Below are 15784 nucleotides of genomic sequence, written 5' to 3'. Positions count from 1 at the left end.
CAACCGACGCGCGGCAGGCGAAAAACAACACGCAGCCGCAAGCTGCGTCGACCTCTTGCGCGATTCCTTGGTTGCCGAACCGTAACATCGAGGATCGTCCGAGCGGGACTGCATTATAATGAGGCGAAACCGACCGGAAGAAGGCAAGATGGCTTCAAGCACCGGGATGTACTTCGCGTACCGCACCCCGCACGGACCCATCACCATACGCACGAGCGACCGCGGCGTCACGCACGTGGCGTTCGGCGACGTGGCCCTGCCCGGCGTTCGTCATCCCAGCCAGCTTGCCACCCGCACGGCCAACGAGCTTTTGGAGTACTTCGCCGGAAAGCGCACCTTCTTCGACATCCCGATCGACGCCGAGGGAAGCGCGTTTCAGCGCGCCGTATGGTCCGAGCTTGCCCGCATCCCCTACGGAGCATCGCGCACGACGGCCGAAGTGGCCGCGCTCATGGGGAAGCCGGGCTCCTACCGATCGGTCGGGACGGCGGTCAAGAAGAACCCGCTTGCCATCTTGGTTCCCGACCACCGCGTGGTGGGAAGCGACGGCCGCCCGGTCGGCGCCGATGCATCCGCGCGTCTCAAGAGGGCGCTGCTCGACATGGAACGGAAACGCCTGACGTGAGCACGTACGCTTCGAACATCATCTTCGCGGCCACCGCATTCCCGCTGGCCGCCTTCCTGATCACGCTGCCTTACCTTATCTACCAGTACCGACGATTCGGCTCGATTCCCTGGCTGAGGACCCTTGTCGTGTACTCGTTCGTTTTCTACTTGATGTGCGCGTACGTTCTTGTACTGCTCCCGCTGCCGGCCGACCGCTCCGCCGTGGTCCCCTACGCCGCCGCGCCCCAACTGGCTCCCTTCAACTTCCTGCGGCAGTTCTTGGCGCATACCGCGTTCTCGCCCGCCGACCCGGCCTCGTGGATCGCCGCGATACGCAGCCCTTACATCTACGAGGCGCTGTTCAACGTGTTGCTGCTGGTGCCCCTTGGCATGTACCTGCGCTACTATTTCCGCCGCACGTGGTGGCAGACCTTGCTCATCGGCTTCGCCGTGACGCTGTCGTTCGAGCTTTCGCAGCTCACGGGCCTTTGGGGTTTGTACGAGCACCCGTACCGACTGTTCGACGTGGACGACCTGATCACGAACACGCTGGGCGCTATGACGGGGTTTTGGCTGGTCGCCCCGCTCATGCGCGCGTTGCCCGATATCCGTCTTGTCAACGAGGAGGCGCGCCAAGCCGGGTTGCACGCCGGAGCCCTGCGGCGCGCGCTTTCGTTCGCGATGGACTTCGCGCTGGCGCTCGCATCGACCTCGGCTTGCATGTTCGCGCTGCGCAGCACGGGCGTCCTTGCCGCCGTCGCCGCGCCCGGCGCAGACGACGGCGTTGCGGCGGCCATCCTGACGTGCGCCTGCCTGGTGGTGTTCGGCGCGATCCCCGTGTTCGCCCACGGCCAGACGCCAGCTCAAAAGCTCTTGCGGCTGCGCGTTGTGCGTCCCGACGCCTCCCCTGCCCGCTGGTATCAGTACGCAGCGCGCTACGGCCTGCTGTTCCTGTTCGCAGCGCTCCCGCTGTTCGCGTTGCTGCTGGTCATCGGTGCGGGCGCGTCGCAAGGCGGAGAGGCTGGAGCGGTCGGCAGATTCGTTGCCGCACAGCGCGGGTACTTCACGGGCGCCTGGGCCGCGCTCATGCTGGCATGGGCGATCTCGCTTGTCATGAGGGCAAGGCACGCCGTGCGCGCAGGCACCCCCTTCGTCATGCTCAACGGATTGATGAGCAACACGCGCGTCATGACCGAGCAGGGCGTTGAGATCGAGCGCGAGCGGCGGCGCGCGCTGAACGTGGCCGACGTGGCGCGGCTCGAGCAGATGATAGCCGAAGACGGCACGCCCCTTTCCGCGCTCATGGAGCAAGCGGGGATCGCCGTGGCGGAAGCGGTGCGCGATTGGGCGCCCGATCCGGTTCCCGTTGCGGTCTTGGCGGGATCGGGCAACAACGGCGGCGACGGATGGGTTGCGGCGCAAGCGCTTGCGGAAGCCGGGTACCCCGTGACGTTGATAGCGCCCGACCTGGCAGAGCGTCTGCATGCCGAACCTGCGCGAACGGTTGCCATGAGCGTGTTCTCGCAGGCTGCCAAGCAGGGCCTTCCCCTTAACGTGCTCATCGCGCCCGATGCCGACATCCTGACCGATGCGATCGAGCGGGCGGACGTCGTCGTGGACGCGCTTCTGGGAACCGGGTTCGCGGGAGCCGAAGTGCGCGAGCCGTACGCGACGTGGATCAAGGCGGCCAACCGCAAGCGCTTCGAGGGACCGCGCGAACGGGGTCGCGGACGGCATCGCAAGCGCGTCTACGAGCAGGGCGACCACGCCCGGCTGCCCTACAGCCTTCCCACGAAGGCCAAAGGAGCGCCCTTCGCCGTGTCGATCGACGCCCCAAGCGGCCTATCGGCCCAAACGGGAGCCGCGGCCGCCCCCTGCTTCGCCGCCGACATGACCGTGACCATGTTGGCTTACAAGCCAGGACTCATCGCGCCCGGAGCCCGGCGATGGACCGGTATCGTCGCCCTTGCGAAGCTTGTGGACACGCGTCCTTACCTGGAGAAGCTTCGGCTCTTTGATGCAGAGCCGAAACCTGCGCCCCCTACTCTTTAGCTTTCAGGAAGTAGAAACCGGCCAGCGATCCGTCCTCGAAGAAGCTGATGCGGAACTCGGCGGAGCCGTTCTCGTAGGACGCCTGCTCGATAACGGTTGCATACGAGCGACCCTTGCTTTCGCCATGCAAAAACGTCTTGTCGCCGTACTCGACGAACGCGCCGTACTCGTCTTGCGCCGCGCTCAGGTTCTGGGAGAGCTGCTCGGCCGTCACGCCCGCGTCCTGATAGCGCGCGGCAAGCGCCTCGTAGTCGCGCGCATTGAACTCGTCGACCACTTCATGGGCCCAGACGGTCACGCCCTCCTCGGTCGCCCATGACGGCAGGCCCTTCTCGACCTGCGCGTCAGGCTGCGAACATGCCGTAAGCAGCACGCACGCAAGCAGCGCCGCTGCAAGCGTCAACGCGACGGCAAGCCGTCCCCGCCCCTGCCTCGATGCACTCATACCAGCCACGTCCTTCCCTGCTCGATTCGCATGTAGCGTTCGACCATTATACCGAAAGCCCTCCCAAAGCCCGGCGCGCATGAAAAAGCCCCTCTTCAACCGGGGGAATCGAAGAGGGGCTGCGCAATGCGCACCAAGGAGAAGGGGAAGGTGCGCATGTCCTGCGACCCGTCGCGAAGTTGAGAGAGATGAGGTTCACGCGAGTGACGAAGCGGCGGGTCTCGAATCGGTTGTCAAAGCCTTGCGCGAAGGCGCACAGCAAAGACTACCTTCGATGCCAGAAGGGCGCAACGAACTTGGACGTTCGGTGAACCCTTGGTCATCGCTTCGTTAATCAACTGTAGTTTTGATCATGCGACCGAAACTACAGCGCGCTACAACCCGTAGAATTCCGTGGTCAAAGGCCGGTTCGTAAGCGTATGGGCCACGTCGTGGGGGTCGGCCCCTTCCCACACGATGCTGCGCACCACGTCGGTGATGGGCAGCTCCACCCGGTACGCGTCGCCGAGCGTCTTGAGGGTCTTGCACGCCAGAGCGCCCTCGGCCACCATGTGCGTCTGCGCGGTGAAGTCGTCGAGCGTGGACCCTTCGGCCAGCAGCTTACCGAAACGGCGGTTGCGCGAATGCTCGGACGTGCACGTGGCGATCAGGTCGCCCGTGCCCGCCAGCCCCATGCACGTGATGGCCTGCCCGCCGCAGCGCACGGTCAAGCGGCTCATCTCCGCCAGGCCGCGCGTCATGAGCATGGCGGCGGTGTTGTCGCCGTAACCCAGCCCGTAGGACACGCCCACCGCGATGGCGATGACGTTCTTGAACGCAGCGCACAGCTCCACGCCGCACACGTCGTCGCTCACGTACGTGCGGAAACTCTCCGCCGCGAACAGCTCCTGGAAAAACGAGGCGGTATGCTCGTCGGAGCTGGCGATGACCGTGCCGGAGGGAATGCCCTTGATAACCTCTTCGGCATGGTTCGGACCCGAAAGAACGGCCAGGCGACCGGCGTTTCCCATCTCGGCTTCGAACACCTCGACGGGAAGCAGGCCGCTTCCCTCCTCCACGCCTTTCGAGCAGATGATAACGGGGAAGTCGGCATCGACCACGTCGGCGAGCGCACGCGCCACGCCGCGCATGAGGTTCGACGGCGTTACGATGACCGCGGCTTTCGCGCGCAGCAGCGCGTCTTGGTACGACACAGTGGCCACGATGTTCTCGGACAACTCCACGTCGCTCAAGTAGCGAGGATTGCGGTGCTCGGCGTTGATCGCCTGCACCACTTCGGGCTTTCTTGCCCACAAGCCCACGTTGTGGCCGTTTTCGGCAAGAACCTGCGCCAGCGCCGTCCCCCACGACCCCGCCCCGATAACCGCGATTTTCACGTAGGACTCCCTTCGAGCTTTCCTGTCGTTCGTAAAGCCAGCAAGAGGCGTCGGCATGTTCCGCTGCTCGACGGAACAGCGGAGCCTTACGCCTTCTTCTTGTCGCCGATGCGGCTTTCCGTCCCCGCGCGCAGACGCACGATGTTCTCGCGATGCGCCCACACCACGGTCAATCCGGCTATCGTGCACAAAGCGACCGCGGCCCAATCGCCCCAGAAGTAGTACAGGGAGAAGAACGGGCAGGCCACCGCCGCCGCGATCGAGCCGACCGACACGTACTTCGTGGCAACCACCAGCACGATGAAGATGGCAAGCTCGAGCCATGCGCCCACCCAGCCGAACACGACGAACAGGCAGCCCACGGCCACCGCGATGCCCTTGCCGCCCTTGAACTTGAGCCAGGGGCTGAAGATATGCCCCCACACGCAACCCAGGAACGCCACGGTCAGCATGGTGTCGTACGACACGAGCGAACCAGGCTCCAAGCCGCCGCCCGGCAGCAGGTACCACGAGAACGCCCAGGCCAGCACACCCGACAAAAGGCCCTTGCCGAAATCCAGCACGAACACCGAATAGCCGCCCACCTTGCCCATCGTGCGGATGGCGTTCGTGGTCCCGATGTTGCCGCTGCCGTGCTCGCGGATGTCGGTATGGTAGAACACCTTCGAGATGATCAGCCCGAAGGGAATGGAACCCAGAAGAAACGCCGCAACGAACAGCGCTCCTGCAACCAGCAAATCCTGCATCGTATGCTTAATCCTTCTTCTTGAATTTGAAACCGACCGGCGTGCCCGTCAGGTCGAAGCTTTCGCGCAAGCGGTTCTCGAGGAACCGCTCGTAGTTGTCGTTCACGAGGTCCGGACGGTTCGCGAAGAACGTGAAGCGCGGCGGGCAGGTAGACGTCTGCGTCACGTACTTCATGCGCAGCACCGCCTTGCCGTTGCTCACCGTATGGCCCGTTTCGCGAATGCCCGTAAGCCAGGTGTTGAGCTTGTTCGTGGGGATGGTCTGGCTGTAGTTCTCGAACGCGGAATCGATGGCGTCCCAGATGCGGTCGACCTTCTTGCCCGTAAGCGCGGAAATGGCGATGACGGGAGCGTAGCCCACGAATCCCAGGCGGTCGGCTATGCGCTCGCGGATCTCGGCCTTGGCCTCGGGGCCCTCGACGAGGTCCCACTTGTTCAGGACGATGATCATGGCGCAACCGCGATCCGCCGCGAATCCGGCGACGCGCTGGTCCTGGTCAGTCAAGCCCAGCGTGGAGTCGATGACCAGAAGCGCCACCTGGGCGCGATCGATAGCGCGCATGGCGCGCACGAACCCGTAGTACTCCACGTCCTCGTCGATCTGGCTCTTGCGGCGCAAGCCCGCCGTGTCCACGATGGTGTAGTGCTTGCCCTCGTGCTCGACCAGCGTGTCGATGGCGTCGCGCGTGGTTCCCGCCACGTCGGAGACGATGGAGCGGTCCCCCTTGGTCATCCGGTTCGTCAGCGAGCTCTTGCCCGCATTGGGGCGCCCGATGATGGCCACGTTGATGCCCGGATCATCCTCGACGTCCGGCACCTCGACCTTGCGCAGCTCTTCCACGATGGCGTCCAGCAAATCGCCGGTACCGTGGCCGTGCGTGGCCGAAACGGGCCACGGGTCTCCCACTCCCAGCTGGTAGAACTCCCACAGCTCGTCTTCGCTGCCGGGCGTGTCCATCTTGTTCACGGCCAGAAACACCGGCTTGGAGGTTCTGCGCAGAACGCGAGCCACCTCTTCGTCGTCGGCGTTGATGCCGGTCTTGCCGTCGACCAAGAACACGATGACGTCGGCTTCATTCGCACCGGCGAAGGCCTGGGAGCGAATGGACCCCTGGAAGGCGTCGTCGTCGCCCATCTCGATGCCGCCGGTGTCGATCAGCTTGAAGTCGCACCCGTTCCAGTCGGCTTCGTGATAGGATCGGTCGCGCGTGACGCCGCGCATTTCATGTACGATGGCCTCGTTGGCCTGGGCTATGCGGTTGACGAAGGTGGACTTGCCGACGTTCGGCCGTCCCACCACCGCCACGATTGGCAAAGGCATGGTGCAACCTTTCAGATTGATTCGTTAGCTTGAAGTCGGCGCGTTCTGCCCGACAAGGTCGATGATCTCGGAAAGAAAACCCGACGCGTTACAGGATACCACGGCAAGCGGCGCGCCCGCGCGCCTTCCCATATCCTCCAAAGTCATGTCATCGAGGGTCACCCCGTCGTCGTTGAACACGACGCTCGGAACCACGAACAGATCGCCGTCGTCGCACGCTTGGATCGCAGAAGCGATGTCGCACCCGCACAGCAGGCCCGTGACGTCCACGTTGCCCCCGAAGAAGTCGTTCTTCACGAACAGGGGCTCGAACCAGGGCGCGACGGCGCTGCGCGCAGCCAGCGGCCCGAGGAACTGGCGGGTTGCGAAACCGGCGACGTAGCGCACGCGCAGGCCGGCCTGCCCGAGCGCGTCCGCAGCACGAGCCACCGTCCCGTCGCGCTCGGCCTGCTCCCAGTCGTCCACGAACGACCGGATGATGCCCACGCCGTCCTCGAACATGCCGAAATCGCCGTAGTGCTGCGACGGAGGAAGGTTCTGCAGCAGCTCGGAGCCGTACGCGTTGTGGTAGAACTCGTCGGCGGCGAACGCCCACATGATTCCGCGTTCGGCGAGCGCGCGCGCCTGGAACGGCACGACCAGGTCCATGACCGCGCGCGACGACACCGGGTCGTTGAAACTGCGGTCGAAGCACGTCTGATGCTTGGTGAACCCGAGCGGCACGATGCAGACGTCCAGGATGCCCGGGCGCTCGTACGCCCAGGAAAGCGTGTCCTTCAGCACGGCCCCGTCGTTCTGATCGGGCACGAGCACGATCTGCGCATGGAACTCGATGCCGGCCGCGAGCAGGCGCTCGAGCACGTCGATGCCATGCTGCGCATGCTTGCCGATCATACGGCGGCGCACCTGCGGATCGGCCACGTGCAAGGACAGGCGCAGCGGCGAGATATGCTGCTCCACGATGCGCGCCTCGTCTTCGGGCGAAAGGTTCGTGAAGGTGACGAACGTGCCCGCCAGGAAGCTCAGGCGGAAGTCGTCGTCGCGCAGCGTGAGCGACGAGCGCATGTCGTCGGGAAGCTGGCGCATGAAGCAGAACGTGCAGGCGTTGCGGCATTGCTTGACGCCGTCGAACACCACGCCGTCGAACTCGAAGCCCCAGTCCTCCCCCGGTTCGCGTTCGAGTTCCACCTCGCCCGCCTCGCCGTCGAGGTCGACGTAGCCCAGCTCGATGACGTCGTCGGACGTAAGCCAGCGCCAGTCGATCACGTCGCGCACAGGAGCGCCGTTCACAGAGGTCACGTAGCAGCCCGGCTCGAACCCCGCGTCGTCGGCCGGGCTTTCGGGCGCGACGGCCGCCACCAGGGCGCGCGGAGGATCGCCCTTCCGGCGACACCCGTGCGACGCCGCAGCGCTGAACCCGCGCGCAGCGGACGAAGCGGAGCCTTCCGCCTCGCGCGCGATGTCCTTCGATGGGTACGTGCTCACCTGCCGCCTTCTCTGTCAGAATGGGCCTTTGTTTGGATCTAGAAAAATCCAGGGTCGACATATCGTCCCTTATCGTCTTGAGCATTCTACCCGTTAGGTATCCGTATCGCAATCAACAGGAGAGGGCGAGACCGCTAAACAGACCCCAAGCAGACGACCAGGAACTTGCAACAGGCACCAGTCTCGGGGAGTTATCGCAACGAGAGGGATCGGGATCAGAGCGCCGTTCTCGACGGCGGCGTCGCTCGACGTCCTGGAAGGAGCCCCACCGTATCCGAGCTACTACGCAACATATATTCAATGGTTCTCGTTCCGACTTTCAACAGCAGCCGCACTCCTTGCCCATGAACCCCGGCTTCGAGCAATTCATGACTTCTTCGGATGCGACGTCGTCAAAAATTCTCGAGCAAACTGCAACCTGCCAGCCAACTCTCGCCCCGCAGCATCCCCAAGGGAAGCAAGCGTCCCCAGCAAGAAACGCTTCGTGTCGGAATCGAGACGGCCGCTCTCCCCCACCATAGTGGCGATATTCGCGACAAGCTGCGATTGGAACTCAGCCCAGGTACTAGCCTCGGTCGCGCAAAGCATGACGAACGCCGCCTCCACAAACCGCTCGCACTCCTCCTTGTCCTTTGTTCGAATCCAATTCGAGAACACATCATCAATCAACATCGCGCCCGTGCTGAGATCTTCGAGATGCTTGAACCTCCCCTCTTCCACAATCCAACTAAAGGGATTGTGCTGAAACACAGAAAACGATTCTGCATCCACGACGCAAAACGACTCTCGATCCTCGTATACCATTCCAAACAGAGAATCAACCGGAACGGTTTTATGCAATTTGCAGGCGTATTCATCGGTTCGCATGCGAGGAGAAGGGTCTTCGGCGAATGAAGGGCCATCATGGTTGTATACGGAGAAGATGCGTTCGTACACTGGCTGGTCGGCATCGAGCGCGGCAAACTCAGCCAAGTGCCCGCCCTTCGAGTGGCCGCCGAGAAACAGGGGACCTGTTGTACCGGACGCAACTCCCGAAACATACGAGGCCGCAGAACGCTGGGAAGGAATCACCGGAAGAAAACTCATGTTGAAATCCTCTTTCCATCCGACTATCGTTCCGTCGGTTCCGCGAAAGGCAAAGTAGCATGCTCCAGAATCCAGAAAGAAGGTGATCGCACTAAACTGCTTTTCAACAGCCGACGAGAATTCGTCCACGAAGAAGCCGATCTCCACATATCGATACCTTCGAGACGCCATGATCGCATGCGCGAAATCAGAACTCCCTCCTTGATCCTCAAGCCAACATCCCGCAAACAAGTCGCACCAATCGCTCAAGGCCACCGCATCGTGGAGCAACACGCGTTCAGAGCCACAGGGCACCACAACACCAGCCTTCTCGAACCTGAAGTAGCACAGCGTCGACAGCACGAGACTGTCAACCTCATTGAAGGGGAACTCCGAGAACAAACGCTGTTCGGTCTCAAGATAAGTGATCAACGATCCCATAGCCATCCCACACCCCATCAATCAATAATCCGGCGCTTCCCTTACGTTTCACCGCAGCGAACGGAAACGGCCGGCCATGCGAGCATGGCCGGCCGTTTCCGTTCATAGCATCTTTGCGCTTTACGCCACCGGAGGCTTCGGAGCCGCAGGGGGCTTCGGGGCTGCAGGAGGCTTGGGGGCCGCAGGGGCCTTCGGGGCCGCAGATGCAAAATCGGCAGCAGTGGCACCGCAACCGGAGCAGACATCAGCGCTAGCGGGGTTCTTGGTGCCACACTTAGGACACTCGATATCTCCGCCGATTACAGCAGATGAGGGACGGAAGCACATGGTCATTCCTTTCGAATTCAGATCGGAACGCTGGCCCTCAAACGTTGCAGCACGTCCGAGGGCCAGCCGGAAAAGGGTCGGGGATCGTTATTCCTTAGAAGCGTAAACGATGCCTTCGCGAGTGCTTTCCCATGCAGGCAGCGAGAAGATGCGGAATCCCTTCTCGCGCAGGGCCTCGACCTCAGCATCGACGGCTTCGCCGGTGGTCAGCGCGCTGTTGGGGCAGCACTTCACGCAGAAGGGCTCCTGCCCCTCGGCCAAGCGTGGCGCGCACTTGATGCACTTCTTGGACCACACGGGCATCCACGACATGCTCAGGTTCGGCCACGTGCCGGCCGGACGATCGATGCCCTCGCCCGAGCCAAGCGTACGCACGGTTGCCCAGTACTCGTCGTCGGGAAGCTCGTTGACCACTTTGCAGGCAAGCGAGCAGGTCCAGCAGCCGGTGCAGCGCTGCAAATTCACCAGGATCCGAGTGTCTTGAGCCATGGCTACTTCACTTCCTTTCCGTCTTCGTCGAGATCGGCTGCGTCAGCGATCTTGCGAATGCTGCAAGCGCAGTCCCAAATGGTATCCCAAGCACCGGCGATGCAGCCTTCGGAGCCAGTAAAGAAGCCGCACTTAACCTGATTTTTGCCCAGCATCTCGTTCCACCAGTGCTCAGACAGATCGTCGAGCGTCTCGCGACTACCCAGCGGCACCAGCAACTCGGAATAGGTGCCCTCCTCGAATTGGCGCTTGCGCCAACCGAACCACACCTGAATGGTTCCCGGAGGAATCACTTCATCAAGACGGCACGGAGCAATTACGTGACCGCGCTGGTTGTAGACTTCCACCTTGTCGCCATCCTTGATACCCTCGCGCGCGGCATCAACCGGGTTGATGCGAGCGCTCGGCTTGCCGCCGGAAAGCTTCACCATGACGGGATCGTCGGTGTACAACGACTGCATGAAGAAGCGCTGTCGGCCGCTGAAGAACTGGTAAGGATACTCTTCGTTCTTACCTTCGGCCTTGCTCGCCTCGGTGGGAACCTCCATAGGCTCGGTATACATGGCAATCTGATGACCCGTAGGAAGCAGGCGCTCGCAATAAAATTCGAGGCGACCGGAAGGCGTGCTGAAATCCAAACCCAAGAACGGGTCCCAATGGAACGGCGGCGTTGCCAAGCGAACCATCTTCTCCTTCTTGAGCCGCTCCATGCTCACACCGCCCTCGATACCCGCGATGAACGGATAGTCAGAGTCGATGCGCACGCCGCACCACTCTTCAGCAGTCTTATCAAAGTACTCGCCCAGTCCCAAGCGCTGGGCAAGACCCGTAAACAGATCGGTAGGATCATGAACCTCCGCCGGCGGCTCGATTGCAGGCTCCTGCAACACGATATGGTTGTAAGCGGCCATATTGATGATGTCATAGCGCTCGAACGGCATGCAGTCCGGCAGGATGTAGTCGGCATACTCGCCCGTGTCGGTAATCCAAATGTCGAAGTCAACGATAAGCTCGAGCTTCGGGAACACGCGCTCAATCCAACGGGAACGGTTCGGGCAGTTATGCACCGGATTGCCCGAGATGACCATAAGCGCCTTGTAGGGACATTCTTCCACGCTTTCGGAATTCTCGATAGCTTCGAAGAAGTCGGCTTGACGAGCAGGCACGCCCTTGAAGCCCTCGATACCGTTAGGGGCGACAATGGGGGCGTCGTTAAAGAGCACGGGCCATGCACCGCCTAGGAGCTCGGAAGTGACACCGGCACCGGGGCGACCCAGATTACCGGTCAGCGAACCGAGCAGATAGAACGAGCGATAAATATCACCCTGGTTTTGGTAGCGAATACCCAAAGCGCCCAAGATGTAAGCGTCGGGAGCAGCTGCATATTCCTCGGCAATGCGCACAGCGTCAGCTGCAGGCACGCCCGTGATGGACTCCTGGTACTCAGGCGTGTACTTGGCAAGATGGTCTTCGAGAACGCAGAACACGGTTTTGCAAGGAACGCCGAACACGTCGAGCTCCGCCTTGAGCTCGAGCTCCGTAGCGCCCGCAATCTCCTTCACGCCAGGCTCCACGGCGATAACGCCATGCGTCTTGTCGATTACCATGCAGTTGCCGTCGCCGTCGCGCATGAATTCGCCCGTATCGCTACGAACCAGGAACGGTGCCACCGTATGATCAAGCAGGAAGTCCACTTTATAAAGATCGTTCTTCACAATGTGGTTTGCCATAGCCAGCGAAAGAGCAGCATCAGAGCCGGGTTTTACCGGAACGAATTCGTCCGCATAACCAGCAGTGCCGTCGAAGAGCAGACCGATGTCGACGATCTTGGCACCGTTGCTCTTAGCCTCAACGACATGCTTTGCGAAACGGTGCTGGTTTTCAACAGGGTTCGCGCCCCATACGATAACGTAATCGGAGTGATCGATGTTGCGAGGATCGGTATTGTAGTAACGATACGTGTTACCCAAGTCATAGTACGCCGCAAACAGAGGGCCGTTGTCGAGGCCGTATGCCTCCATGGGGAACGTTGCGCCGTACAGACCGCCAAAGCGCGTGTGCAGCACACCGGCAAGACCCATCGAGGGCGGATAGCTTGCAGTTAGATACCACAGGGCGAGCGACTGCGGACCGTACTTGTCACGCTGTTCGGCTAGCTTTTCGGCAATCTCATCGAGCGCCTGGTCCCAACTGATTTCCTCCCATTTGCCTTCGCCGCGCTCGCCGGCACGCTTAAGAGGCGTTGTCAGACGATCCTTGTTGTAAGGCTGTCGACATGCCATGACGCCCTTTTGGCATATATGGGCCTCTCCCACTTCGGCGCCGGTGTACTCGGCCGGTTCCGTACGGATGATCTTCCCGTCCTTGACAATAGTCTTCAACGCGCAGTACTCATGGTCACCCCACCCAGGGCACGCGGTATAGACAAAACTCTCCTCGGACATAAGATCCCCCTTTCCTTTTCAACTCGTCCTGAACAGCACTGCCGTCACTATAGGATGCAGGGAACCCCCCTCGCTGTAGCCTAGGTTACAAATACCTCCTCGCTGTAACCTGGGCTACAGCGAGGAGGTATTTGTAACTCGGGTTACCGATTCCTGCTTGCACGGATGCCTATACTTCCACGCGTCAACGCCGCGCGCCAATGCGCGGACAAGCAAAGGAGGGGTACTTATGCCAGATCAGATCACCTTGGAACGTCGTACGTTCCTCAGAGGAGCACTCGCCGCCACCGCCGCCGCAGCGCTTCCGCTTGGAATCATGACCGGTTGCTCTTCGCAGGGGGCCAGCGCAGCCAACGTCTCGATCAAAACAGGACTCACTGAAGAAGAGCGCGCGGCAGTAACGCCTGACCCATCCTACATGGGAGGCAAGACGAACTTCTGCGGCCAGGAAATAAAGATCGGCACCGGCGAAAACGGCGAAGCCGCCAACCAAGCCCTGCTCGACCAACAAGCCCATTATTCGCCCGCACATATGGTGAAGGTCACTGATCGCGTGTACAGCGCCATCGGAAACGCACTTTCCAACTCCACCATGGTAATCGGCGACACAGGAATCATCGTCATAGACACGGGCGAGTGCAGGGAGACCGCTGAACTCGACTACGAAATGTTCCGCACCGTCACCGACAAGCCGGTTGTCGCCGTCATCTACACGCACTGCCACTACACAGGAGGCACCACCGCCTACCTGCCGGCAAACAACCCCGACAACGTGCCCATCATCGCGCAAGAAAGATTCATGGAAGCGCTTCTTTCTCCGTTCACCGAGACCGCAACCAGCTATGTCGACCGAGCGCATACGATGTTCGGCGATTACCTGCCCATCGAGGGGGAAGATGGACGCACGAGCTGCGGAATCGGACCCTTCTACAGCAATCCTTACGTCAAATCCTTCACCCCGGGCTTCATTCCCCCCAACAAACTCATTCCGGCCGCCGAAAAGGAAGTCGTGGAGAAAATCGACGGGCTTACTTTCCACTTCTATCCCACGACCTCCGACAGCGCCGACAACATCAACATTTTCATCGAAGAAGAAAACACCATCGTCACGAACCAAGCATGGGGCGTTATGTACAATATGTACACGCTGCGGGGCGAGAAGTACCGCAACCCCGTGACCATGCTTGCCGCATTAGACGTACTGCGCGATCTCAAAGCCGACAACATGGTGCCAGTGCACGCGCTGCCGCTCCTTGGTTCTGACAAAGTCGCTGAAGAGCTCACCTTGCAACGCGATGCCATTCAGTTCGTCTACGATCAAACCATCCGTTACCTGAACAAGGGATATACGCCTGATCAAATTGTTGCAGCCGTTAGAATTCCCGAATTCATGGCAAGCGGCGACATCACCAAGCCGCTTTACGGCGAGTTCGAGCACTACGTACGCGGCGTATACAGCGGACTCATCGGCTGGTTTAGCGGCGACCCTCTGGAACTGCATCCGGTATCCAAAGAATACGAATCCGCATACTTCGTGCAACTTGCAGGAGGCGCCGATGCGCTCACTGCGGAAGCGCAAAAAGCACTTGACGACAATCAGTACGCATGGGCAGCAACGCTTGCCACGCACGTCTTGAACGCAAGCCCCGAACACAACTCCGCAAAAACCGTCAAGGCTCAAGCGTACCGAAAGATGGGACAGGTTTCGCAGGCCTCCAACACGCGCCACTGGTACCACACCGAAGCTTGGAAACTGGAAGGAAACCTCGACAAGAGCATGGTTCCAGCCGTGATCACTAAAGATAAGCTCATGGCCGCGCCTCGCACGCTCGTGCTCGACATGCTGCGCGTGAGCATCGTTCCCGAAAAAGCCGAAGGAATGAATGAGTCGCTGGTAGTCACCTACTCCGACGAGAACGCATCGACTTCGATGATCGTTCGCAACTGCATTGGACAAGTCAAGCAGGGTGCTATCGAAAACCCCAGTGTTGAAATAGTGCTCGCTTACACCGTCATGCTCGACATTGTCCTCGGTGTGAAATCGTTCGACGAATGCCTCAAAGCCGGAGATATCACCGTCAAGGGAGACGCAGCCAAGCTGGAGACCATCATGGGCGTCTGTGAAATGCAGCTTTAAACTGATTCGTCTAGCGTCGAAAGCAACGTTCGGTTTTCCGACGTAATTACGAAGAAAGGCCGGTGTCCTTGCCCGGCCTTTCTTCGTATGGCCGCCATGCAGTTTCGCTCGAACGATCAGTAGAGCGCTCCATGGTCATTCGCAAGCACAACTTGCTGGCTCGCAAGCCTTGACTCGCACTTTTCAGCCATACCTGGATCTCACCTTGCTGCACTTCCGTACCTTTCAAGCGCTTTGCTCATCAAGCGCGTCACGCTAACTCGATTCATGCATAAAAGACGCCCGATAAGATCATGGGTTATGCCGTTTATTCCAACCCCCGTGCGTTCCAACTCGTCAAGTAGCCAGACAATACGATCGACCCCTGACGATTCGGCCATCAAAGCCATATTCTGAAGCGCACCTCGATACCGATCCGTAATCTCGGATAGAACGACACGCGCAAACGCCGGATCATCTTCAAACGCCCGCCTCATGAGAGACAAGGGGATCGCACATCCTCGAAGATCGGTTAGCGCATACCCAAGGTGACTATCGTTGAACCCTTCATCGAAATGTCTCGTCGCTCCAGCGATCTTCATCGCGTTTATCAGACATCCGGAATCCGCAACGAAGAGCCCCTGGCTACCGCCTTTCTCAGTCGATAGGGCAACAGCAAGCACCCCCGACTTCACCACGAGCACTTCCTTTGAAAAGGAAACCGCAGAAACGGTTGAGCCCTTCGTTATAGAAACATGCCTCGCCGACGAGCAAAGCATCTCCCGCGTTCCTGTGGATACATCAGAGCAAAATGGGTTGATCCGCACCTCCGTGCATCTAAATCCTCCACGTCCGACGCCCCCCGAAGCAT

General features: G+C 60.6%; 12 protein-coding genes. 3 read left to right on the top strand and 9 right to left on the bottom strand.

All coding sequences use genetic code 11. The annotated features are described in order from the left end of the window. Nucleotides 1-148 precede the first annotated feature (148 nt). Both ACTQZK_RS00775 and ACTQZK_RS00770 read left to right on the top strand, forming a co-directional pair. Nucleotides 149-625, top strand: a complete 477-nt coding sequence (locus ACTQZK_RS00775; RefSeq protein ID WP_114565837.1) for a methylated-DNA--[protein]-cysteine S-methyltransferase — start codon at nt 149-151, stop codon at nt 623-625. After that, nucleotides 622-2658 (top strand): NAD(P)H-hydrate epimerase, encoded by a 2037-nt coding sequence (locus ACTQZK_RS00770; RefSeq protein ID WP_216528606.1) that lies wholly within the window; start codon nt 622-624, stop codon nt 2656-2658. Before ACTQZK_RS00775 ends, ACTQZK_RS00770 begins: the two co-directional genes overlap by 4 nt. On the opposite strand, the gene ACTQZK_RS00765 is transcribed toward ACTQZK_RS00770, so the two are convergent. The 8 genes from ACTQZK_RS00765 to ACTQZK_RS00730 form a co-directional block, all read right to left on the bottom strand. Further along, on the bottom strand, nt 2648-3103 hold the full coding sequence (locus ACTQZK_RS00765; protein WP_216528607.1) for a DUF3887 domain-containing protein: 456 nt from the start codon (nt 3101-3103) through the stop codon (nt 2648-2650). The genes ACTQZK_RS00770 and ACTQZK_RS00765 overlap by 11 nt on opposite strands. 374 nt (nt 3104-3477) lie before the next feature. Continuing rightward, nucleotides 3478-4479, bottom strand: a complete 1002-nt coding sequence (locus tag ACTQZK_RS00760; protein WP_114565840.1) for an NAD(P)H-dependent glycerol-3-phosphate dehydrogenase — start codon at nt 4477-4479, stop codon at nt 3478-3480. 86 nt (nt 4480-4565) lie between these two features. Then, nucleotides 4566-5225: a glycerol-3-phosphate 1-O-acyltransferase PlsY gene (gene plsY, locus ACTQZK_RS00755; protein ID WP_216528608.1), complete on the bottom strand. Its 660-nt coding sequence runs from the start codon at nt 5223-5225 to the stop codon at nt 4566-4568. Between the two features lie 7 nt (nt 5226-5232). Further along, a complete protein-coding gene (gene der / locus ACTQZK_RS00750) occupies nt 5233-6546 on the bottom strand; it encodes a ribosome biogenesis GTPase Der (protein WP_114565842.1) in 1314 nt (437 codons plus the stop codon). A gap of 24 nt (nt 6547-6570) precedes the next feature. After that, nucleotides 6571-7908, bottom strand: a complete 1338-nt coding sequence (locus tag ACTQZK_RS00745; RefSeq protein ID WP_441898218.1) for a DUF512 domain-containing protein — start codon at nt 7906-7908, stop codon at nt 6571-6573. A gap of 489 nt (nt 7909-8397) precedes the next feature. Then, the gene (locus ACTQZK_RS00740) at nt 8398-9543 is read right to left on the bottom strand and encodes an Mbeg1-like protein (RefSeq protein WP_441897975.1); all 1146 of its coding nucleotides are present in this window, start codon (nt 9541-9543) and stop codon (nt 8398-8400) included. A gap of 408 nt (nt 9544-9951) precedes the next feature. Continuing rightward, a complete protein-coding gene (locus ACTQZK_RS00735) occupies nt 9952-10353 on the bottom strand; it encodes a hypothetical protein (RefSeq protein WP_225749290.1) in 402 nt (133 codons plus the stop codon). Between the two features lie 2 nt (nt 10354-10355). Then, the gene (locus ACTQZK_RS00730; protein WP_441897973.1) at nt 10356-12797 is read right to left on the bottom strand and encodes a molybdopterin-containing oxidoreductase family protein; all 2442 of its coding nucleotides are present in this window, start codon (nt 12795-12797) and stop codon (nt 10356-10358) included. Nucleotides 12798-13026: 229 nt separating this feature from the next. On the opposite strand from ACTQZK_RS00730, the gene ACTQZK_RS00725 reads away from it, so the two are divergent. After that, on the top strand, nt 13027-14934 hold the full coding sequence (locus ACTQZK_RS00725; protein WP_418831766.1) for an alkyl sulfatase dimerization domain-containing protein: 1908 nt from the start codon (nt 13027-13029) through the stop codon (nt 14932-14934). Between the two features lie 200 nt (nt 14935-15134). Here the strand turns inward: ACTQZK_RS00725 and ACTQZK_RS00720 are convergent, their stop codons facing one another. Then, nucleotides 15135-15611 carry a Crp/Fnr family transcriptional regulator gene (locus ACTQZK_RS00720; RefSeq protein WP_225749293.1) on the bottom strand — a complete coding sequence of 159 codons (477 nt, stop codon included), beginning with the start codon at nt 15609-15611 and terminating at the stop codon, nt 15135-15137. Nucleotides 15612-15784: the final 173 nt, after the last annotated feature.

The sequence above is a fragment of the Paraeggerthella sp. LCP19S3_G8 genome, assembly GCF_052119225.1.
Taxonomy (GTDB): Bacteria; Actinomycetota; Coriobacteriia; order Coriobacteriales; family Eggerthellaceae; genus Paraeggerthella; species Paraeggerthella hominis.
This window is presented reverse-complemented; position numbering and strand designations above follow the sequence as displayed.

Bases quoted from the DNA above. Each gene is read 5' to 3' on its own strand.
- ACTQZK_RS00775 (WP_114565837.1), top strand. From the start codon at position 149: ATGGCTTCAAGCACCGGGATGTACTTCGCGTACCGCACCCCGCACGGA.
- ACTQZK_RS00765 (WP_216528607.1), bottom strand. From the start codon at position 3,103: ATGAGTGCATCGAGGCAGGGGCGGGGACGGCTTGCCGTCGCGTTGACG.
- plsY (WP_216528608.1), bottom strand. From the start codon at position 5,225: ATGCAGGATTTGCTGGTTGCAGGAGCGCTGTTCGTTGCGGCGTTTCTT.
- der (WP_114565842.1), bottom strand. From the start codon at position 6,546: ATGCCTTTGCCAATCGTGGCGGTGGTGGGACGGCCGAACGTCGGCAAG.
- ACTQZK_RS00740 (WP_441897975.1), bottom strand. From the start codon at position 9,543: ATGGCTATGGGATCGTTGATCACTTATCTTGAGACCGAACAGCGTTTG.
- ACTQZK_RS00735 (WP_225749290.1), bottom strand. From the start codon at position 10,353: ATGGCTCAAGACACTCGGATCCTGGTGAATTTGCAGCGCTGCACCGGC.
- ACTQZK_RS00730 (WP_441897973.1), bottom strand. From the start codon at position 12,797: ATGTCCGAGGAGAGTTTTGTCTATACCGCGTGCCCTGGGTGGGGTGAC.
- ACTQZK_RS00725 (WP_418831766.1), top strand. From the start codon at position 13,027: ATGCCAGATCAGATCACCTTGGAACGTCGTACGTTCCTCAGAGGAGCA.